Source organism: Pseudomonas sp. NPDC089569 (assembly GCF_050280625.1).
GTDB lineage: Bacteria > Pseudomonadota > Gammaproteobacteria > Pseudomonadales > Pseudomonadaceae > Aquipseudomonas.
Genome location: NZ_JBNNVQ010000038.1, coordinates 1 through 19,254, shown reverse-complemented (window position 1 = coordinate 19,254; position 19,254 = coordinate 1). Strand labels below are relative to the sequence as shown.

At 61.2% G+C, this 19,254-nt stretch carries 18 protein-coding genes and 1 pseudogene; 12 read left to right on the top strand and 7 right to left on the bottom strand.

Translation table 11 applies throughout. The features are described from left to right. Nucleotides 1-123 precede the first annotated feature (123 nt). The 3 genes from kdpC to ACQKP2_RS16605 all read left to right on the top strand — a co-directional run bounded on the left by kdpC (nt 124) and on the right by ACQKP2_RS16605 (nt 4,211). On the top strand, nt 124-669 hold the full coding sequence (kdpC, locus tag ACQKP2_RS16615) for a potassium-transporting ATPase subunit KdpC (RefSeq protein WP_427577930.1): 546 nt from the start codon (nt 124-126) through the stop codon (nt 667-669). A gap of 129 nt (nt 670-798) precedes the next feature. Beyond that, nucleotides 799-3,444, top strand: a complete 2,646-nt coding sequence (locus ACQKP2_RS16610) for a DUF4118 domain-containing protein (RefSeq protein ID WP_427577928.1) — start codon at nt 799-801, stop codon at nt 3,442-3,444. A 68-nt stretch (nt 3,445-3,512) separates the two neighbouring features. Continuing rightward, nucleotides 3,513-4,211, top strand: a complete 699-nt coding sequence (locus tag ACQKP2_RS16605) for a response regulator (RefSeq protein ID WP_427577927.1) — start codon at nt 3,513-3,515, stop codon at nt 4,209-4,211. Between the two features lie 124 nt (nt 4,212-4,335). Here the strand turns inward: ACQKP2_RS16605 and ACQKP2_RS16600 are convergent, their stop codons facing one another. After that, the gene (locus ACQKP2_RS16600; protein ID WP_427577926.1) at nt 4,336-5,376 is read right to left on the bottom strand and encodes a patatin-like phospholipase family protein; all 1,041 of its coding nucleotides are present in this window, start codon (nt 5,374-5,376) and stop codon (nt 4,336-4,338) included. Nucleotides 5,377-5,595: 219 nt separating this feature from the next. Here ACQKP2_RS16600 and ACQKP2_RS16595 point away from each other — a divergent pair, with 219 nt between their 5' ends. The 3 genes from ACQKP2_RS16595 to ACQKP2_RS16585 all read left to right on the top strand — a co-directional run bounded on the left by ACQKP2_RS16595 (nt 5,596) and on the right by ACQKP2_RS16585 (nt 7,762). Next, on the top strand, nt 5,596-5,874 hold the full coding sequence (locus tag ACQKP2_RS16595) for a hypothetical protein (RefSeq protein WP_427577925.1): 279 nt from the start codon (nt 5,596-5,598) through the stop codon (nt 5,872-5,874). A gap of 99 nt (nt 5,875-5,973) precedes the next feature. Next, complete coding sequence (locus ACQKP2_RS16590; RefSeq protein ID WP_427577924.1) at nt 5,974-6,732, top strand: CHAD domain-containing protein; 759 nt, start codon at nt 5,974-5,976, stop codon at nt 6,730-6,732. Between the two features lie 232 nt (nt 6,733-6,964). Beyond that, the gene (locus ACQKP2_RS16585; RefSeq protein ID WP_427577922.1) at nt 6,965-7,762 is read left to right on the top strand and encodes an acyl-CoA thioesterase; all 798 of its coding nucleotides are present in this window, start codon (nt 6,965-6,967) and stop codon (nt 7,760-7,762) included. Here the strand turns inward: ACQKP2_RS16585 and ACQKP2_RS16580 are convergent, their stop codons facing one another. The 3 genes from ACQKP2_RS16580 to ACQKP2_RS16570 all read right to left on the bottom strand — a co-directional run bounded on the left by ACQKP2_RS16580 (nt 7,763) and on the right by ACQKP2_RS16570 (nt 10,897). After that, nucleotides 7,763-8,128 (bottom strand): terminase, encoded by a 366-nt coding sequence (locus ACQKP2_RS16580; protein WP_427577921.1) that lies wholly within the window; start codon nt 8,126-8,128, stop codon nt 7,763-7,765. Between the two features lie 348 nt (nt 8,129-8,476). Then, nucleotides 8,477-9,958: a methyl-accepting chemotaxis protein gene (locus ACQKP2_RS16575; RefSeq protein WP_427577920.1), complete on the bottom strand. Its 1,482-nt coding sequence runs from the start codon at nt 9,956-9,958 to the stop codon at nt 8,477-8,479. 129 nt (nt 9,959-10,087) lie between these two features. After that, the gene (locus ACQKP2_RS16570; protein WP_427577919.1) at nt 10,088-10,897 is read right to left on the bottom strand and encodes a TatD family hydrolase; all 810 of its coding nucleotides are present in this window, start codon (nt 10,895-10,897) and stop codon (nt 10,088-10,090) included. A gap of 270 nt (nt 10,898-11,167) precedes the next feature. On the opposite strand from ACQKP2_RS16570, the gene ACQKP2_RS16565 reads away from it, so the two are divergent. The 3 genes from ACQKP2_RS16565 (at nt 11,168) to ACQKP2_RS16555 (ending at nt 13,684) form a co-directional block, all read left to right on the top strand. Next, nucleotides 11,168-12,589, top strand: a complete 1,422-nt coding sequence (locus ACQKP2_RS16565) for a transglycosylase SLT domain-containing protein (RefSeq protein WP_427577918.1) — start codon at nt 11,168-11,170, stop codon at nt 12,587-12,589. Between the two features lie 103 nt (nt 12,590-12,692). Next, entirely contained in the window at nt 12,693-13,127 is a 435-nt protein-coding gene (locus ACQKP2_RS16560; protein WP_427577916.1) for a DoxX family protein, read from the top strand. Nucleotides 13,128-13,375: 248 nt separating this feature from the next. Then, a complete protein-coding gene (locus tag ACQKP2_RS16555) occupies nt 13,376-13,684 on the top strand; it encodes a class I SAM-dependent methyltransferase (RefSeq protein WP_427577914.1) in 309 nt (102 codons plus the stop codon). Nucleotides 13,685-13,696: 12 nt separating this feature from the next. Here ACQKP2_RS16555 and greB read toward each other — a convergent pair whose 3' ends face one another. Genes greB through ACQKP2_RS16540 form a run of 3 tightly spaced genes read right to left on the bottom strand, consistent with a single transcriptional unit; the run spans nt 13,697 to nt 17,416 of the window. Continuing rightward, a complete protein-coding gene (gene greB / locus ACQKP2_RS16550) occupies nt 13,697-14,194 on the bottom strand; it encodes a transcription elongation factor GreB (protein ID WP_427577912.1) in 498 nt (165 codons plus the stop codon). A gap of 34 nt (nt 14,195-14,228) precedes the next feature. Next, the gene (locus ACQKP2_RS16545) at nt 14,229-16,733 is read right to left on the bottom strand and encodes an ABC transporter permease (protein ID WP_427577911.1); all 2,505 of its coding nucleotides are present in this window, start codon (nt 16,731-16,733) and stop codon (nt 14,229-14,231) included. Beyond that, the gene (locus ACQKP2_RS16540; protein WP_427577910.1) at nt 16,733-17,416 is read right to left on the bottom strand and encodes an ABC transporter ATP-binding protein; all 684 of its coding nucleotides are present in this window, start codon (nt 17,414-17,416) and stop codon (nt 16,733-16,735) included. Before ACQKP2_RS16540 ends, ACQKP2_RS16545 begins: the two co-directional genes overlap by 1 nt. 10 nt (nt 17,417-17,426) lie before the next feature. Between ACQKP2_RS16540 and ACQKP2_RS16535 the strand changes: the two genes are divergently transcribed. The 3 genes and pseudogenes from ACQKP2_RS16535 to ACQKP2_RS16525 all read left to right on the top strand — a co-directional run. Continuing rightward, a complete protein-coding gene (locus ACQKP2_RS16535; protein ID WP_427577908.1) occupies nt 17,427-18,032 on the top strand; it encodes an arylesterase in 606 nt (201 codons plus the stop codon). A gap of 56 nt (nt 18,033-18,088) precedes the next feature. Further along, on the top strand, nt 18,089-18,382 hold the full coding sequence (locus ACQKP2_RS16530) for a hypothetical protein (protein WP_427577907.1): 294 nt from the start codon (nt 18,089-18,091) through the stop codon (nt 18,380-18,382). A gap of 106 nt (nt 18,383-18,488) precedes the next feature. After that, nucleotides 18,489-19,134: pseudogene (locus ACQKP2_RS16525) on the top strand (L,D-transpeptidase family protein); the annotation flags it as partial. Between the last annotated feature and the right edge of the window lie 120 nt (nt 19,135-19,254).

Below are 19,254 nucleotides of genomic sequence, written 5' to 3'. Positions count from 1 at the left end.
AGCGAGCAAGCTCGCGATGGAGGTCAACGATAACGATGGCGGTCTGACACCCCGCGGTGTTCTTGCTTCCATCGCGAGCATGCTCGCTCCTACAGGGTTTTTACTTAATTCGAGGATTTTGAAATGTCCACAATGATACGTCCCGCCCTGAGCCTGCTGGTGCTGATGACCCTGATCACCGGTGTTGCCTATCCGCTGGTGGTCACCGGCGTGGCCCAGGTAGCGTTTCCGGACCAGGCCAACGGCAGTTTGGTACGCGACGCCGACGGCAAGGTCCGCGGCTCGTCGCTGATTGCCCAGGACTTCACCGGTGACGCCTGGTTCCACCCACGACCATCGGCCGGTGCATTTGCCACTGTGTCGAGCAGCGCCAGCAACCTGTCACCGAGTAACCCGGCACTGGCGACCCGTGTGATTGATGATGCCAACAAACTGCGGGTGCCAGGTCAGGGGCCTGTGCCGCTGGCGCTGGTGACCACCTCCGGCAGCGGCCTCGATCCCCACTTGCCACCAGCTGCGATTGCCTATCAACTGGCGCGTGTCGCCGCGGCGCGCAACCTGCCGGTATCGACCCTGCAAAACCTGCTGGATGCGCACATCGAGCAACCTTTGGTGGGACCGCCAGTGGTGAATGTGCTTGAGTTGAACCGGGCGCTGGAACAGCTCTAAATAGGTGGCGAACCAATCGCGAGCAGGCTCGCTCCCACAGGTGTACGCACTACAAATGTGGGAGCGAGCCTGCTCGCGAAGACGATCCAACATTCACCTCTTCAATACCTGAAAATGAGATAGCCAGATATGAGCGACTCCGGCCGCGCCGACGCGCTGTTAGCCAACCTGCCCCGCGATGGCCGTGGCCGGCTCAAGGTTTTTCTCGGCGCCGCACCCGGTGTCGGCAAGACCTACGCCATGTTGCAAGCGGCGCACACCCAGTTGCGTCAGGGCGTGAAGCTCATCGCCGGCGTGGTCGAAACCCATGGTCGCGCCGAAACCGAGGCGCTGCTCGGCGGTTTGCCACAGCAGCCACTGGTGCGCTCGGAATACCGTGGCGTGATGCTCGAAGAAATGGACCTCGACGGCTTGCTGGCCGCCCGGCCGAAACTGGTGCTGGTGGATGAACTGGCTCACACCAATGCTCCCGGCAGCCGCCACGCCAAACGCTGGCAAGACATTCAGGAGCTGCTGGCTGCCGGCATTGACGTGTTCACGACCGTGAACGTCCAGCACCTGGAAAGTCTGAACGATCAGGTACGCGGCATCACCGGCGTACAGGTGCGTGAAACCCTGCCGGATTGGGTGCTGCAAGAGGCCTATGAACTGCTGCTGATCGATTTGCCGTCTCGCGAATTGCTGGAGCGCCTGCGTGACGGCAAGGTCTATGTGCCGGAGCAGGCGCGGGCGGCGATCGATGCCTTTTTCACCCAGACCAATCTCACTGCATTGCGCGAACTGGCCATGCAGACGGCGGCGGCCCAGGTCGATAACGATCTGGCCCAGGGTTATCGCCAGCTCGGTCAGGCGGCACCGGCTGTGCGTGGTCGCTTGCTGGTCGGCGTCGATGGCGATGCCCAGGCCGAACGCCTGGTGCGTCACGCCAGCCGAGTCGCGCAACGGCGCAATTTGCCGTGGAGCCTGGTCCATGTGGACAACGGCCGTGTGGGCGATGAGCAGTCCCGGCTACGTTTGCAAAGTGCACAACAACTGGCCGAACGCCTAGGCGGCGAAGTGGTGTTGTTGCGGGCCGGGGAGGTGGCCAAAACCCTGATCCAGCATGCCGCCGAGCGCCGTGCCAGCCTGGTGCTGGTCGGTCAGTCCCGGCCGCGACTGCGAAGGCGCCTGTTCGGTGGCGGGCTGGCTGCGCGATTGTTGCGCAATGCCCGCGGACTGGAAATCAACGTCCTGGACAGTGATCACGAAGATCATCAGCCACGCCAGCGCTCAATGCAGTCGCTGGTGTGGTTCGACTATGCCCTGGCACTGGTGGCGACGGTGTTGGCCAGTGGCCTGGCCTGGGCGGTGGCAAGCGTTCTGCCGCTGCCGAATATCTCGTTGGTGTTCCTGGCCGCGGTGTTGCTGGTGGCGGTGCGCAGTAGCCTGGGGCCTGCGCTGGCCTGTGCGGCACTGTCGTTTCTGACCTATGACTTCCTGTTCATTCCGCCGAATTTCTCCTTCAGCATCCAGCGCGAAGAAGACGTGCTGACTCTGTTGTTTTTCCTGCTGATGGCGGCACTCACCGGCAACCTTGCGGCGCGGCAGCGGCGGCAATTGCAAGCGTTGCGCGACACTCAGGAAGAGACCAGCGAATTGCTCGATCTGTCGCGCAAGCTCACCGCCGCCACGGACCGCCAGGCGGTGGTCAGTGCGGCGGCACAACACCTCAATGGCTGGAGCGACCTGCAAGTGTGCCTGCTCAATCGCGACGGCCAGAGCGGCTGGAAAGTCGAAACAGGTGGCCCGCTGGAGTTGACCGAGGCCGAGCGCGCGGCTGCCGATTGGGCCTGGCAACACGATCAACCGGCGGGCGCGGGCACAGGCACTTTGCCGATGGGGCGTTGGTGGTGGTGGCCGCTGTCGGCCGAGGAAGGTCCGCTGGCGCTGTTGGGTGTTTGCGCCAAGGAGGGCCAGACCCTGAGCGGCCAGCGCAGACGCCTGTTGACGGCGTTGAGCCAGCCATTGGCGCAGGCGCTGGCTCGCGCGCAATTGGCCGATGATCTGGAAGCGGCGCGATTGCACGGTGAAACCGAGCAATTGCGCAGTGCCTTGCTGGCCTCGGTATCACACGATCTGCGGACACCCCTGACTGCCATGCGCGGCAGCATTGACAGTTTGTTGGCCCTTGGCGAGGCGATCCCGCTGGAGGATCGCCGCGAATTGCTCGAAGGTACCCGCGATGAAGCGGAGCGGTTGGACCGCTATATCCAGAACCTGCTCGATATGACCCGCCTCGGCCATGGCGCGCTGAAGCTGGCGCGCGATTGGGTGTCGCCGGCCGACATCGTCGGCAGTGCACTCAATCGCCTGCGCGCGGTCCTGGCGCCCCTGCAGGTCAGCACCGAGGTGCCGGCGGAGCTGCCGCTGCTGTTCGTCCATGCGGCGCTGATCGAACAGGCGCTGATCAATGTGCTGGAAAATGCCGCGCGTTTCTCGCCATCCCACGGACGTCTGCACTTGAGTGCCGGGGCTGGCGAAACCGAGCTGTTTTTCGCGGTGAGCGACGAGGGACCAGGGATTCCGGAAGCGGAACGGGCGAAGATCTTCGACATGTTCTACACCGCCGCCCGCGGCGATCGCGGTGGGCAGGGTACGGGACTGGGGCTGGCGATCTGTCAGGGCATGGTCGGTGCCCACGGCGGGCGGATCAGTGTCGCCGACGGTATCGAAGGGCGTGGAACCTGCATCACCTTGCACCTGCCATTGCAGGCTCAGCCGGCCTTTGAAAATTAAGCGTCGAAAGTGAAGCCTGGTCGTGCTTGCGTTACTCTTTTGCCACCTCTTTGTGTTGATGTGAATTCATGAGCCAGACCGCGACCATTTTGGTCATCGACGATGAGCCGCAGATCCGCAAGTTCCTGCGTATCAGCCTCGCTTCCCAGGGCTACAAAGTACTGGAGGCGAGCACCGGCAGCGAAGGCCTGGCCCAGGCCGCATTGAACAAGCCGGACCTGCTGGTGCTCGACCTTGGTTTGCCGGACATGGACGGCCAGCAGGTGCTGCGCGATTTTCGTGAGTGGTCGACGGTGCCGGTGCTGGTGCTGTCGGTGCGTGCCGGTGAAGGGCAGAAGGTTGAAGCTCTGGATGGCGGCGCCAATGACTACGTGACCAAACCCTTTGGCATTCAGGAGTTCCTGGCACGGATTCGCGCGTTACTGCGTCAGGCACCCGTGGGTGAAACGCAGCAGGCAGCGCTGACCTTCGGCCCGCTGACAGTGGACCTGGCGTATCGGCGGGTATTGCTCGATGGCGGCGAAGTCGCGCTGACCCGCAAGGAATACGCCGTGCTGGCGCAATTGGCACGGCACCCGGGGCGGGTCATCACCCAGCAGCAACTGCTCAAGGACATCTGGGGACCGACCCACACCGAGGACACCCATTACCTGCGCATTGTGGTCGGACACTTGCGCCAGAAACTCGCGGATGATCCGACCCGGCCGCGATTCATCGTGACCGAGGCGGGGGTGGGGTATCGGTTGCTGAGCGAGGGTGGTCTTTAGGTTTTGTGTTGTTCCTGAGGACGCCATCGCTGGCAAGCCAGCTCCCACAAAGATGGGCACCGATCACAGATCACTGTGGGAGCTGGCTCGCCAGCGATGGGGCCTTCAAGTCCACTCGGGAGCTTCAGGAATCCCGCTCATTCTCGTACCTGTCCAGCGTATCGCGCGCAATCTCCCGTCCCAGTGCGATCAACTCCGGCGCCTTGTAGAACTCGAAAAAGCGGCATACCCGTTTCGGCACGTTGATCAGGATGTCCGGTGGATATCCGGCAATCTTGTACTGCGCCAGGGAAGTCTGCATGACTTCGAAACTTTGGTTGATCAGGTCCAGCAGGGACGCGGGCCCGACATTGTCGATGATGAACGAGCCCGTGGCGGACTTCGGCGCGCCGTCGCGTTCCGGGGCGGCCGCCGGTTGTTGTGCCTCGGGTTCGGCGGACTCGACCCAGGGGTTGAGTTCCGCGGCCTCAGCCATCAACGCTTCTTTTTCCAGCAACAGCAGTTGCTCGGCCTGCTTGCGCCGAAACGGCAACTTGGAGCCCAGGGAGCTGATCAGGCTGTCGAATCGGGTCTTGAATGCGGCGGGTCGCTGGACGACCGGTAACCGATAGTGGCGTTGGTTGGTGGCGTTGAGATTGACCGCGATAATCAGATCGCAATGACTCGATACCACCGGCACGATCGGCAGCGGATTGAGAATGCCGCCGTCCACCAGCATCCGGTTGCCCTGCATGACCGGGGTAAACAGGCTTGGAATCGCAGCCGAGGCGCGCATGGCCTGGTGCAGGCAACCTTCCTGGAACCAGATTTCCTGCTGATTGGTCAGGTCGGTGGCGATTGCCGTGTAGGGAATGCGCAGGTCTTCGATGTTGATTTCGCCGACGATCTTGCGGATCTGTCCGAAGACCTTTTCCCCGCGAATGGCGCCCAGGCGAAAACTGACATCCACCAGGCGCAACACATCCAGGTAATCCAGGCTCTCGATCCAGTCGCGATAATCATTCAGTTTGCCGGCGGCGTAGATACCGCCAACCACCGCCCCCATGGAACAACCGGCGACACAGGCAATGTCGTAGCCACGCCGTTCGATCTCCTGGATGACGCCGATATGGGCATAACCCCGGGCTCCACCCGAGCCCAACACCAGTGCGACACGTTTTTTCATGAACCGCCCTCGTTTGACTGCATCAACAATGCACCCATCGAGGGGCGTGCTTCAATTGCCAGCGTCGTCCGGCAGGGCAAAGGCGTCGTTTTTTCGACACTCCGTGACGGCAGATGGTTATTCTCGCCAGCGCTATAGTGTGCTCAGGCGATGGACGGCACTTTTCCCGTGGCGGACCGTCCTAGTTGCACGACTGTTACCAATTTCGAGGTGTAAATGATGAAAGCCTGGATCTGTGTCCCTTTGATTGCCCTGGTACTCGCCGGTTGTGCCGGAAAAACCGCCTATCGCGACAGTTGCGGCAGCAACCTCGATGCGGCGTGGCATGAGCTGGATCTGGCCAAGGCCGAGGGCTTCGCCGGGACCGTCAGCTATTCCAAGGCGTTGTCGTTGTTGACTGCGGCCAAGACCCAGCAACAATTTGAAGGCTTCGAAGGTTGTACCAGCAAAGCTGAAAAAGCACGTTTCTACATTCGCGAATCGCGCGCCGGGCGCTAAAAGCAGCTACAAACTCTAGGCAGCAGGGTGCACGTCCGCTTCGCGATGCTCGACTTGTATCTTGTTGCTCGCAGCTTGTAGCTGTTTACGGAGTGAACCATGATCAACCGCTTGGTGGCCCGTGTCCTGGGCCTGGAAGTTCGCCTGTTGGCCTGTCAGGCACGCTTGAGTGCCCGTACCGATCCCGAGGCATTGCACGACCTGCGTACGACCGTGCGCCGGTTGCGCAGTTTGTTGCGACCATTGCGCGGTTTGCCGGGTGTCGAACAACTGGAAGCGGCGGCATCGGGTGTTGGCACCCTGACCACGCCATTGCGCGACTGCGAGGTGCTGGCGGCGTATTTGCAGAAGCACGATCAACCCGAAGCGGCACAGCGACGCATGACGCAGATGGCCAGGGCTTATCCGCAGGTGGCGGCGAGCACCGAGCTTGGGCAGTTGCTGATCATCCTCGAAGCGTTCCCGCGCTTTTTACGGGCAGCCCAGCGTCAGGGGCTGGTCAAGGGTTTGGGCAAGCGCATCGAAAAGCGCCTTGGCAAGCAATGGAAAAAACTCGACGAGGCCCTGCACGACCCTGCCCACGACCGCCATCGCCTGCGCCTGCTGATCAAGCGGGTGCGCTATGGCATCGAGGCCTACCCCGAACTGGATCGCCTGCCGAAAGCGGCGATGCCCAGGCTCAAGTCGGCTCAGAGCGCATTGGGTGATTGGCACGATTGCTGGCAATGGTTGGCCAGGGCCGAGCAGGAAGCGGATCTGCAGCCCTGTGTTGCGGTCTGGAAAACCAGGATGGCCGAGGCCGAACAGCGCGCCGATCGAGTCCTCGAAAAACTCGACAAGTCCTGTTTCAAATCCTGATCTCGATACATGCCCTTGTGGGAGCGAGCCTGCTCGCGAAAGCGCAGTGCCAGTCAGTGCATGTGTCTTCTGATCCACCGCAATCGCGAGCAGGCTCGCTCCCACAGGTTTTCCTTGTTCGGCAATTCGCCTGTGCGGCCCATCTGTCGGTCAATTTGGCCGGAATGTGCGCTGTACAGCCTTCGCGGGCTCGTTAAGATCCCTTCAATCCTTTCCTGCTCTTGAGGTTTTCATGCGCTTTTCCGATCTGCTCGATGCCGTCCGCCGCCAACCGCTGGAGTTGGCCATTCCGGCTGGATGGGCGCAGGGACGTGCCAGTTTCGGTGGACTGGTGGCCGCCTTGCAGTACGAAGCCATGCGCGCAAAGGTGCCGGCCGAGCGCCCGGTGCGTTCTCTGGCGATCACGTTTGTCGGCCCGGTCGAGCCTGAAGTGCCGGTCAGTTTTGAAGTCGATGTACTGCGCGAGGGCAAGGCCGTCAGTCAGGTGCTGGGCCGGGCCATGCAGAAGGGGCAGGTGGTCACCCTGATCCAGGGCAGCTTCGGCGCCTCGCGACCTTCGGAAGTTGCGGTATCGGCGCATCCGGCACCGGAAATGAAACATTGGGAAGACTGTCAGGAGTTGCCTTTCATCGAAGGTGTCATTCCGGAGTTCATGCGGCACCTGGCAATGCGCTGGAGCGTAGGCGGTATGCCGTTCACCGGTAGCACTTCGCGCCAGATGGGCGGCTGGGTGCGCTTGCGTGGCGATGTGAAGGAAGAGGCCGTCAGCGAGGCGCACATCCTGGCGCTGGTGGACGCCTGGCCTCCCGCCGTGATGCCGTTTCTGAAAAAACCGGCGATGGGCAGCACGTTGACCTGGACCATCGAGTTCGTGCAGCCATTGCTGGAGTTGAGCACGCTGGACTGGTGCAAATACCTCGTGGAAACCGATCACGCCGCCGACGGCTACGGCCATGCGGCGGCGAAATTCTGGGATGCACAAGGTCAACTGATTGCCATGAGCCGGCAGACCGTGACGGTCTTCGCCTGATCAATGGCGGCGGTGGCGCTCACGCCAGGCGCGCCACCAGCCACCGCTGAGAAAAAAGCGCGGAAAGGTCAGGAACTGCTCGACCAGCAAACGCGATACCGCATCCTTGCGATCACTGAACGGCTCGGAGGCTTGTGCCTCCAGGCTATGGCCATGACGTTGCAGGCCCAGTGCAGCCATTATGCCGATCACACCGATTGCGAGGTTGGCCAGGCTCAGGCTGAACACACCGGAAACGATCAACAGAAAGGCCACGATGAACAGGGGCACGGCAATCAGGTGCAGCACCAGGTTGGTCGGGTGCTGGTGATTGTCCGGATAGGCACGCCATTGCCAGGCAGGAAGGTTGGGGTGACGTTTACCCATGATGGTATTCCTCAAGTCCATGTTGAATTCATGGTTGAAGAATAGGCCCGGCAATTACACGCGGCGAATCAAGCTTGGCTATCGAACCGATAGGGACCATGGTCAACATTGATGGTGACCGGGATGACGCCTTCGCTGCGATGGAACTGATACTCCGCGTCATCGTTTTTCGCCTGTAGGAGCGAGGCTTGCCCGCGAACGGGGCACTGCGGTGAAACTGATACACCGCGTCATCGTTCTTCGCCTGTAGGAGCGAGGCTTGCCCGCGAACCGGGCACTGCAGTGAAACTGATACACCGCGTCATCGTTCTTCGCCGGCAAGCCTGGCTCCTACACGCGAAAGGGTCGTTACAGCTTGAGTTGCCCTATGGCCTTGTTCAACTCTCCCGCCAACGACGCCAACTCATTACTGGTAGTCGCCGAGCCGACGGTCTGCTGCACAGTGTTCTCGGTTACATCGCGAATGCTCACCACGGCCCGGTTCATTTCTTCGGCCACCTGGCTCTGCTGTTCGGCCGCTACAGCGATCTGCGTGTTGCTTTCACGCATTTGCGCCACGGCACCGGTAATTTGCATCAGTGCGGTGCCCGCTTCCTGCGCTTGCTGTACGCAGTCGTCGGCCTTGAAGGAGCTTTCCTGCATGAAGTCCACGGCGTCCCGCGTACCGGCCTGCAACGCTGAGACCATGACGGTGATTTCGTCCGTGGAGGTCTGGACGCGCTTGGCCAGGTTGCGCACTTCATCGGCGACCACCGCGAAACCGCGACCCATTTCTCCGGCCCGGGCCGCTTCGATCGCGGCGTTCAATGCCAGCAGATTGGTCTGCTCGGCAATGCTGTGTATCACATTGACCACACCGTTGATCTTCTGGCTGTCTTCGGCCAGGCGCTGGATCATTTCGGCGGTCTGCTGCACACCCGTGGACAAACCGGCAATCGACTTCTGAACGCGCATCACCACTTCCTGCCCACTGCCGGCCAGGGTATCGGCCGATTGTGAGAGGTCTCGCGTGGCGCCAGCGTGTTGGGCGATGTGATGGACAGTGGCGGTCATTTCATTGATCGCTGTGGCGGCCTGATCGGTTTCGCTCTGCTGGCCGAGCATGCCGTGGCGTACGTCGTTCATGCTCGCGGCCAATCGTGCGGCGCCGTCGTCCAGTTGCCGGGCGGTATTGGCAACGGTGTTGACCACCCTTTGATAGCCGGCCTGCATGGCGTTGAAGGCATTGGCCATTTGCCCGACTTCGTCGTTGCATGCCAGCGGGACGCGGGCCGACAGATCGCCGGTTTTCTCCACATGCAGCATCACATCTTTCAAGGTATTGAGCTGGCTGAGCAGAAAGCGGATCAGCAATTGCGAGGCACCGAGCATTGCCAGCATCAGGATGAACACCGCCACGGCATAGTTGGCGAAACGCTCGCCGAACACCTGGCCGAGGCTCGGTCCGTGGGCAATCACGGCGACCTGCTGGCCGTCCGCACGTGTGAACACTGCTGCGCCAATCATCAGGTTGTCGCCGAGCAGCGGCAAGGAATCGATATCGACCCAGCCATTGGCATGGCTCAGCTGCGGCAGCGGCTGCCCGTTGAGTTCGGGCACCTGGTCACGATTGAAGACCAACAATTCTTCCGCCTTGGGTAACGCTTGCCCGACGGGCCATGCACCGAGCAGGCGTGCCTGGGCTTGCGCCGACGCCTGGGCCGCATGGCTGCGGGCCTGTTGCTCGAGCTGTACGGCGTAAAGCACCAGCAACAAGGTGGTGATGAAGGCGACAGCGTTCACCGCCCAGAATTTGTACTTCAGCGAGATATTGCTAAGCCAGGCACCCATGGAGGTCTTCTCTGATAGCGAACACGGTTTTGGCAAGGTGCCATTATTGTGCTGCTACTCAGGACGAAGGATTTTGATGCAGGTCAATGTGGCAGCGCGCCAGCTGTGATCCCTCGAAGGACAAGGTGATTAGCGGGAGATCGAGGGCAGTCCGAAGAACGCCTGTGCACATGCCGTGCTGTGCGCCGCCAGGTCTTCGGGGCTTTCCCCGCGATGCATTGCCACTTCACGCAACACTTCGGTCAGGTACGCCGGTTCGTTGCGACCGTTTTTCGGTTTGGGGCGCAGGCTGCGCGGAAGCAGGTACGGTGCATCGCTTTCGAGCATCAGACGCCCGCGTTTGATCTCCTTGACCAATGGATGCAGATGAGTGCCCCGGCGCTCGTCGCAGATCCAGCCGGTAATGCCGATGTGCAGGTCCATGTCGAGGTAACCGAACAGCGCCTTTTTTTCCCCGGTGAAGCAGTGAACAACGGCGGCCGGCAGTTGATCTCGGTAGTCACGCACAATCTCCGACAGCCGTTGGCTGGCATCACGCTCATGCAGGAACACCGGCAATTGCAGCTCGACCGCCAGCGCCAGGTGCTCTTCCAGGACTTTCTCCTGCTGCGGGCGGGGTGAGAAATCGCGATTGAAATCCAGTCCGCACTCACCCACGGCCACCACGCTCGATGCCTTGAGCAGATCACGCAGGCAGCGAGCACTGTCGGCGTTCCAGTCGCTGGCCGAATGAGGGTGGATGCCGGCGGTGGAGAACAACCGTTGCGCACTGTCATCCAGTTGCCGGCACAGCTCCAGCGCACGTTCGCTGTCCTGGACACTGGTGCCGGTGAGCACCAGTTGGCTGACGCCTGCGGCATAGGCGCGGTCGAGTACAGCCTGGTGTTTGTCGGCAAAAGCGGGGTTGGTCAGGTTGACGCCGATATCGATGAGTTGCATGGTGCTACCTCGGAACGACCTTGGTGCGAAGGGTCGCAAAGCATATCAGAGCCGTAGATTTATAAGAAAAACCAAGAACTACAACGGGTTATGGCTGTCTTTTGCCAGTGCTCAAAGTTGCGCCATTGAGCGTCGTACCCGTAAGGATGGTTCGTGTGCTGTCGCTGTGCCAGTATTGGGCGCTTTGCCAGCGCGTCAGGCTGCCGGTTTCTAACGTTTGATTTCAAGACATCACTGATGTGATCGACCTGAATTCTTTTCGGAGAGTGGATGATTCGTCCCTCGATTTTGCTACTGCTGTGCTGTTCGCTACTGCTGCCGATGCCGGCAATTGCGCGCCTGCCCGGGCCGCTGCTGGCCGTACCGGCGACCAAGGTGCGCGATCTGACGGAAATCCGCGCCAGTGGTGTCTTGCGCGTGCTGGTCAATCAGAGCCGCAACAGCTCGGGTGAGGTGCAGGGGCAGGCCATCGGCGTCGAGTACCACCGCTTGCGCGCCTTTGAGCAATACCTCAACGGCTACGCCCGTGACGGTCAGGAAATCACCCTCAAAATCATTCCCAAGGCCAAGGATCAATTGCTCGGCGCGCTGCAGCGCGGGGAGGGCGATCTGGTGGCGCCGGGCGAGTTGCTCGACCTGCAACCCGGTTACGCGGTCAGCACCAGTGAACCGGTTGCCAGCAATGTTCCGCTGGTGCTGGTGGGGATCAAGGGGGAGCGCCGCTTTACCCGGCTGGAACAGCTGTCGGGCAAGACCCTGGCGCTGCCCACGGGTAGCGCCGCCGGCGATGCGGTCAGCCAGATCAACCAGAAACTCGCCTTGCATAAATTGCCGCCGGTCAAGATCGAGTGGGTCGACCCGAGCCTGGCGGTCGAGGATGTGCTGGAGATGGTCCAGGGCGGAATTTTCCACCTGACCATTGTCGAGCAACCGATTGCCGAGCGTTGGGGCAAGATTCTGCCGAAGCTGCGATTCGACCGGCAGGTGCTGATCAGCGATCCGGGCGAGGAGTACTGGTTTGTGCGCCGCGACGCCTCGATGCTGCGGGCCAGTATCGACCGGTTCCTGGTGGGCTACAAAAAGCCATCGGATCAGGACGCCGCCTTCCTGCGCATCTATCGGCGCCTCTATCAAGTGCACTATCCCTTGGCCAAGGCCGACCGACAGCGCCTGGAGAAGCTTCGACCCGTGTTGAAGAAACACGCCGACGCCCAGGACATGGATTGGCTGAACCTGGCGGCGCTGGCGTTCAAGGAGTCGGCGCTGCAACCCCAGGCCCACGGTGGCGGTGGCCCGACCGGTCTGATGCAGATCACGCCGGCGGCGGCACAGCGGGTGGGGATCAACAATGTTCAGGACCTCGATGCCAACGTGCAGGCCGGTGCCAGGTACCTGGCAATGATTCGACGCAAGTTCTTCGCCAGCCCGAAACTCAATGAACGCGAGCGTATGGCGTTTGTGCTGGCGGCCTACAACATTGGCCCGGAACGGGTTCAGGGCATGCGCGCCGAGGCGCGGCGACGGGGTTTGAATCCCAATCAGTGGTTCTTTCAGGTCGAGCGCATTGCCATGGAGCAGGTGGGAATGGGACCTGTCAGCTATGTTAATAGCGTGAACAAGTATTACTTGGCGTTCGATCGGGAGCGGGAGTCCCTGGAGTCTTCAGGACGCCAACCTGTTTTACGAAAGTAATCGAATTATCCGATTGTAGTTATGGGGTTTTTGCGCTTTTGTCATAAATATTTTTGATTAATATGACGGTCAACCCACACACACTCACGATGGATGACACAGCATGAGCACACTGATCAACAAGGTTCTGTTTACCCGCGCTGGCTTCGGCCTGACCGTTCTGCGAATTTTCGTCGGCATCATCTTCGCCGCCCACGGTTCGCAGAAACTCTTCGGCGCCTTTGGTGGCTATGGCCTGGCCGGCACCGCGCAATACATGGAAAGTATCGGCCTGACGCCGGGTTACCTGATGGCGACGCTGGCGGGCGGTACCGAGTTTTTCGCCGGCCTGGCGCTGATCATCGGCCTGCTGGTTCGTCCGGCGGCGCTGGGTCTGACCTTCCTGTCGCTGGTGGCGATTTTCTCGGTGCACATCAGCAACGGTCTGTTCATGGCCAACAACGGCTACGAATTTGCCCTGGCTCTGCTCGGTGGCAGCATCGCTGTCATGATTGAAGGCGCCGGCAAGCTCTCGTTCGATCGCGCCATCGCTGGCTGACCGCTCTGATTCAACGTCAAGGCCCGCATTGCGCGGGCCTTTTTTGTTGCGGGTCATTCTTGACACTGTCCGGTCAGCTTCTCTAGGATGCTGCACATGCGCCGATTTAAACAGCTACTTGCGGGGCGCCAGATGACTTCAACGGTCATCGACAGAAGCTTGAAACAGGCTTCGAAATACCGCTAAAGCGCTGGTTCGGTGTTGCCTCTCACCTGCCATGCAGACTTTTGAGGCAGAGACACGACACGATGAACGCACTAAGCCCCGTAGTACGTCCCGCGCCGATCACGGCACATCTCACCCAACGCAATCCAAAAATCCTGCTTGGCGGCAAACATCAGCCGACGCTCCTGCGTTACCTCGACGGCTGGCCACGTCGTACCGGCGGGCCGGCAGCGTTCCTGATCCAGTTCATAGAAGATGGCGAATCCCTGGCGCGATTTGCCAGCGACAGCTTTGATCTGGCAGTGATTCAGTCGCCCAGTGCCGAAGATGCCCAGGAAGTCATCAAGCAATTGACCCGCGTTGCCCGGCAGGGGTTGATCACCCGTCGCTGAAGCACTGGGGGCCTAGAGGTAGTCGATCGCCACGATGTAGACGTATTGTTCGCCGGTGGGCGTCTGGACCCGTACTTCGGCGTCCAGTGCCTTGCCGATCAAGGCGCGGGCCAAGGGTGAGTCGATACTGATCAGGCCTTGTTTCAGATCCAGTTCATCCGGGCCGACAATGCGATAGCGTGACGCCTTGCCGTCCTCGTCCTCGATGGTGACCCAGGCGCCGAAATAGACTTTGTTCGGATCGCTTGGCTTCTCACTGACGACCTTGAGCGCCTCCAGGCGTTTGGTCAGAAAGCGCACACGGCTGTCGATCTCGCGCAGCATCTTTTTGCCGTAGGTGTATTCGGCGTTTTCAGAACGATCACCCTGTGCCGCCGCTTCGCTGACAGCTTGCGTCACTTGCGGTCGCCGGACGTGCCATAGCTCATGAAACTCGGCGCGCATTCGTGCCTCACCTTCTGGAGTGATCAACGCAGTGCCGGCGGTGCGGGGAGGGCGATAACGGCTCATGACGGCTTCTTGGGATGGAGAAGAGCCGAGTTTATCAACCCTCGCGCAGGACTGTCAGCGGGCTGGCATTCAACGCGCGACGAGTACCGAACACGCCGGCACCACCGATCAGTACCGCGCCGATCAGTGGCAGCACCAGCAGCCACGGGTGCGGCTGCCAGGGCAGGTCGAGTGCATAGCGGTAAAGCATCAGGCTCACGACCTCCGAGCCCAGCGCGGCCAGCAACCCGCTGACGGCACCGAGCAGGCCAAATTCGATTCGCCGCGCCTTGACCAGCAATTGTCTTTGCGACCCCAGCGCGCGCAACAGTGCGCCTTGACGGATACGCTCATCCAGGGTGGCCTGCAAACCGGAAAAAAGTACGGCCATGCCTGCCGCCAATACGAACAACAGCACGTACTCCACCGCGAGAGTGACCTGGGCGAGGATGCTGCGCAGCTGCGCCAGCAACGCTTCGACTTGCAGAATGGTCACCGCCGGGAAGGCGCGGGACAAATCGACAATCTGCTGATCATGGCCTGCCGACAGATAGAAGCTGGTGAGGTAGGTTGCCGGCAGATCCTTCAGTGTGCCCGGCTGGAAGATCATGAAGAAATTCGGTTGGAAATTGTCCCAGTTGATCTCGCGAAGGCTGGTGACTTTCGCCTCGCGATTGACCCCGCCGACGGAAAAGATCATATGATCGCCCAACTTGAGCTTAAGGCTTTCAGCCACCTTGCCTTCCACCGAAACGCCGGGAATATCCTCTGGCGTGTGATCGCTCCACCAGTGGCCGGCGGTGAGCTGGTTGCCGGCCGGCAGATCCGCGGACCAGGTCAGGCTCAGGTCGCGCTGGATGGCCCGGTCACCCGCCGAATCCTTGCTGACGATCTGTTGTACCGGTTCGCCATTGATGCTGATCAGCCGCCCCGGCACCACCGGGTACAGAGGCGCCGATTGTGCCGAGAGAGCGATCAGCCGATCGGTGAACGCCTGCTTGTCCGCCGGAAGTATGTTCAGGGCGAAATAGTTCGGGGCGTTTTTCGGCAGTTGGTTTTGCCAGGTGTCCAGCAGCTCCGTACGTAGCAGGGCGATCAGTGCCATCGATAGCAGAATCAGACCGAACGCCAGGGATTGCCCGGCGGCTGCCAGCGGGTGGCGCAGCAATTGGCCCAGCCCGAGCCGCCAGGGCAACGCGGCACCGGCCAGCATTCGGCGCAGGCTCTTCAACAACAGCAACAGCAGGCCACCCAGAACCAGTGCCGCTACGACACCGCCGCCGAGCAGGGCGAAGGTCAGTACCAGATCCAGGCTCAGGCGCCACATGATCAGTCCGAGGGCGGCCAGCGCCGCACCGTAGACCACCCAGGTGCCCGATGGAACGGGCAGCAAATCCCGGCGCAAAACCCGCAGCGGTGGAACTCGTCCCAAGGCCGCGAGTGGCGGCAGGGCGAAACCGCCCAGCGCCACCAGTCCGGTACCGATGCCCGCGAGGGCAGGGAGCAGGCCACCGGGTGGCACGTCGCTGGGTAACAAGTCATGCAGCAAGGCAAACAGTCCCAGCTGTGCCAGCCAACCGATAAAGGCACCGCCAATGCTCGCAAGCAATCCGAGAACGGTCAGTTGCAAACTGAACAGCACCATGGTTTCCCGGCGAGAAAGTCCAAGGCAACGCAACAGCGCGCTGGCATCGAATCGGCGGGTGGCGAAGCGTGTTGCTGACAGCGCTACCGCCACACCGGCCAGCAATACCGCCACCAGGCTGGCCATGTTCAAGTAACGTTCGGCCTTGCCCAAAGCCCCCCCGATCTGCCGGTTGCCATCTCGGGCATCCTGGAGACGCTGGTTGGCGGCCAGGCCGGGTTTGATCAGTTGGCGATAGGTTTCCAGCGCCTGGGCATTGCCACGCCAGAGTTCGCGATAACTGACCCGGCTGCCAGGTTGCACCACACCGGTGGCGGCGAGATCGTCGAGGTTGATCAGCACCCGTGGCGTCAGGCTGTAGAAGTTGCCGGCGCGGTCGGGTTCGTAGGTCAGTACACGGGACAGCGTGAGGGTTTTCATGCCGACATCGATGCTGTCGCCGATTTTCAGATTCAGCGCGGTCAACAATCTGGCTTCGACCCAGGCTTCACCGGATTTCGGCCGGCCTCCGGTTTGTTCCGGGGCGAAAGGGGCGGGGGCGCTTTTCAACTCGCCGCGTAATGGGTAGGCGTCATCGACCGCCTTGATGCTGGACAACTGAATACCGTTGTCGGTGGCGATGACGCTGGAGAATTCCACCGCTTGAGCGTGTTCGAGGCCCAGTTCGGTGCCACTTTTTGTTTGTTCCGCACGCGCCGGTGAGCTGCCTTCGAGCAACAGGTCGGCACCCAGAAACTCGGTGGCGCGCAGCATCATGGCGGCATTGAGTCGGGCACCGAAATAGCCGATGGCGGTGCTCGTGGTCACCGCCACCAGCAAGGCGAAGAACAGCACGCGCAGTTCACCGGCACGGGCGTCACGCAGTAACTGGCGGACGGCGAGACTGAACAGGCGCAACAGCGGCAGGCGTACCATCAAGGCTCCAGCGGGGCGACCAGAAGGCCGGCTTCAAGACGGATCAGGCGTCGGCAACGATGGGCCAGGCGTTCATCATGAGTGACCAATACCAGGGTCGTGCCGCGCTCCTTGTTGAGTTCGAACAACAGGTCGCTGATACGCTCGCCAGTGTGGCTGTCGAGGTTGCCGGTGGGTTCGTCGGCGAACAGTACATCGGGTTCGGCAGCAAATGCCCTGGCAATGGCCACGCGCTGCTGTTCGCCACCGGAGAGCTGGCGGGGCGAGTGGGTCAGGCGCTGGCCGAGGCCGACCCGCTGCAGCAGCTCCGTGGCGCGTGCACGGGCATCCGTGCGGCCATCGAGCTCCAGCGGCAGCATGACGTTTTCCAGCGCGTTGAGACTGTCGAGCAATTGAAAGGACTGAAAGACGAAACCCACGTGCTCGGCGCGAAGGCGGGCTCGCTGATCTTCGTCGAGGCTGCTCAGTCCCTGTCCGGCGAGTGTGACTTCGCCGCCACTGGGCAGATCCAGGCCGGCGAGCAGGCCCAGGAGGGTGGATTTGCCGGACCCGGACGCACCGACGATGGCCAGGCTGTCGCCCTGGTTCAGCGCCAGGTTGAGTTCGTGCAGGATGGTCAGTTCACCTTCCGCGCTGGGAACCACTTTGCTAAGGTTCTTCGCAGTGAGAATGCTGGCGCCCATGGAGAATCCGATGCGTGTGTGGTTTTTGAGTGCTGGCCTGGCCTTGATATGCATGGCCCAGAACGCAGCGGCGGGTACAGTCCTGATCGTTGGCGATAGTATCAGCGCCGGTTTCGGGCTGGATACCCGGCAAGGGTGGGTGTCGCTGCTTGAACAGCGGCTCAAGCGCGAAGGTTTCGACGATAAAGTGATCAATGCCTCGATCAGCGGCGACACCAGTGCAGGTGGCCAGGCGCGGCTGCCGGCGCTGCTTGCAGAGCATAAGCCGGCGCTGGTTATCCTGGAGTTGGGAGGCAATGACGGGTTGCGGGGGATGCTGCCAACGCAATTGCAACAAAATCTTGCCTCGATGATCGACAGTTCCCGTACCAGCGGCGCCAAGGTGCTGTTGCTTGGCATGCAATTGCCACCCAACTACGGTGCGCGTTATACCAAGGCGTTTGCCGAAGCTTTCAGCAATGTTGCCCAGGAGAAGAACATCCCTCTGGTGCCGTTTTTTCTCGAAGGTGTAGGCGGTCATCCCGATCTGATGCAGGCTGACGGGATACACCCGGCAGCCGGGGCACAAGACAAGTTGCTGGAAAATGTCTGGCCTACCTTAAAACCGCTGTTATGACACTTTTCTAGTTGCAGGCTTTCGGCTAAGGTTGCGCCCCCGATTTGGAGCCCCCGATGCCGCGTCCCGCCTGGTCACTTTTTGCCTACCAACTGATCGAGCCTGACGAACAGCTGGATTTGTTCGCCTGCCAGGAAGTGCGGGTGCATCTGGTGGCGCGTCAGCTGGAACTGGGTGGTTCGGCCGACCGCACCCTGTGCGGCAGTCTGTTGCCGGCGCAGCCTCGCTGGTCGGGTGTCGACCGCCGGGTATTCCAGGACCAGCGCCTGTGCTCACTGTGCCGGGCGATTCTCGAGTCGCAAAAGCGTGGCACTTCGCCGATCTGGCCGGAACTGCGATTCGAGCTTTGACCCGCCAAAGGTAGCAAGCTATCGGCCAGTTCCCCGAAATAACGGGCAGCGGTGTACAATCGCATTCTTATATCCCCTCTGTTGATCATGCGAAGGATTTTCCGGAATGTTGCCGCGCTTTCCTGCCGTCACCCGCTGCCTGACACTTGCCGCCCTCTGCGTCGCGGGTCCTGCCGCAGCATTGGAGTTTCCCCTGCCGCCACCCGGTGAAGACATCATCGGCCAGGTGCAGGTGATCAAGGCTAAATACGAAGACACCTTTGCCGATCTGGGCACCGCCTACGACCTGGGCTACACGGAGATGGTCGCCGCCAACCCGGGCGTCGATGCATGGTTGCCAGGCGCCGGCACCGAGATCGTTTTGCCGACCCGCTTTATTTTGCCGCCGGGGCCTCGCGAAGGCATCGTGATCAACCTGGCGGAGTACCGTCTCTACTACTACCCGAAGGGCCGGAATGTGGTGTACACCTTCCCGTTGGGTATCGGTCGTGAGGGTTGGGGCTCACCGATTGCCCACACCAGCATCACCGGGAAGACGCCGAACCCGACCTGGACACCGCCAGCCTCGATCAAGGCCGAGCACGCCGCCGATGGTGATCCGCTGCCCAACGTCGTGCCTGCAGGCCCGGACAACCCGCTGGGGCCGTTCAAGTTCACCCTGGGCACGCCTGGTTACCTGATTCACGGTTCGAACAAGAAGTTCGGTATCGGCATGCGCACCAGCCACGGTTGCTTCCGTATGTTCAACAACAACGTACTGGAAATGGCCGGCATGGTCCGATACATCGAGCGCCGAGAGGATTTCATCGCAAATCAGCAGTTTTGGATTGACCAGCAAGGCCCGGGCGATTGCCACGCGCTGGCGTTCGCCG

Excerpts from the sequence above, each read along its gene's own strand:
- kdpC (WP_427577930.1), top strand. The coding sequence starts at position 124 with ATGTCCACAATGATACGTCCCGCCCTGAGCCTGCTGGTGCTGATGACC.
- ACQKP2_RS16585 (WP_427577922.1), top strand. The coding sequence starts at position 6,965 with ATGCGCTTTTCCGATCTGCTCGATGCCGTCCGCCGCCAACCGCTGGAG.
- ACQKP2_RS16560 (WP_427577916.1), top strand. The coding sequence starts at position 12,693 with ATGAGCACACTGATCAACAAGGTTCTGTTTACCCGCGCTGGCTTCGGC.
- greB (WP_427577912.1), bottom strand. The coding sequence starts at position 14,194 with ATGAGCCGTTATCGCCCTCCCCGCACCGCCGGCACTGCGTTGATCACT.
- ACQKP2_RS16530 (WP_427577907.1), top strand. The coding sequence starts at position 18,089 with ATGCCGCGTCCCGCCTGGTCACTTTTTGCCTACCAACTGATCGAGCCT.
- ACQKP2_RS16555 (WP_427577914.1), top strand. The coding sequence starts at position 13,376 with ATGAACGCACTAAGCCCCGTAGTACGTCCCGCGCCGATCACGGCACAT.
- ACQKP2_RS16590 (WP_427577924.1), top strand. The coding sequence starts at position 5,974 with ATGATCAACCGCTTGGTGGCCCGTGTCCTGGGCCTGGAAGTTCGCCTG.
- ACQKP2_RS16545 (WP_427577911.1), bottom strand. The coding sequence starts at position 16,733 with ATGGTACGCCTGCCGCTGTTGCGCCTGTTCAGTCTCGCCGTCCGCCAG.
- ACQKP2_RS16535 (WP_427577908.1), top strand. The coding sequence starts at position 17,427 with ATGCGTGTGTGGTTTTTGAGTGCTGGCCTGGCCTTGATATGCATGGCC.
- ACQKP2_RS16575 (WP_427577920.1), bottom strand. The coding sequence starts at position 9,958 with ATGGGTGCCTGGCTTAGCAATATCTCGCTGAAGTACAAATTCTGGGCG.
- ACQKP2_RS16540 (WP_427577910.1), bottom strand. The coding sequence starts at position 17,416 with ATGGGCGCCAGCATTCTCACTGCGAAGAACCTTAGCAAAGTGGTTCCC.
- ACQKP2_RS16595 (WP_427577925.1), top strand. The coding sequence starts at position 5,596 with ATGAAAGCCTGGATCTGTGTCCCTTTGATTGCCCTGGTACTCGCCGGT.
- ACQKP2_RS16580 (WP_427577921.1), bottom strand. The coding sequence starts at position 8,128 with ATGGGTAAACGTCACCCCAACCTTCCTGCCTGGCAATGGCGTGCCTAT.
- ACQKP2_RS16610 (WP_427577928.1), top strand. The coding sequence starts at position 799 with ATGAGCGACTCCGGCCGCGCCGACGCGCTGTTAGCCAACCTGCCCCGC.
- ACQKP2_RS16565 (WP_427577918.1), top strand. The coding sequence starts at position 11,168 with ATGATTCGTCCCTCGATTTTGCTACTGCTGTGCTGTTCGCTACTGCTG.
- ACQKP2_RS16570 (WP_427577919.1), bottom strand. The coding sequence starts at position 10,897 with ATGCAACTCATCGATATCGGCGTCAACCTGACCAACCCCGCTTTTGCC.
- ACQKP2_RS16600 (WP_427577926.1), bottom strand. The coding sequence starts at position 5,376 with ATGAAAAAACGTGTCGCACTGGTGTTGGGCTCGGGTGGAGCCCGGGGT.
- ACQKP2_RS16605 (WP_427577927.1), top strand. The coding sequence starts at position 3,513 with ATGAGCCAGACCGCGACCATTTTGGTCATCGACGATGAGCCGCAGATC.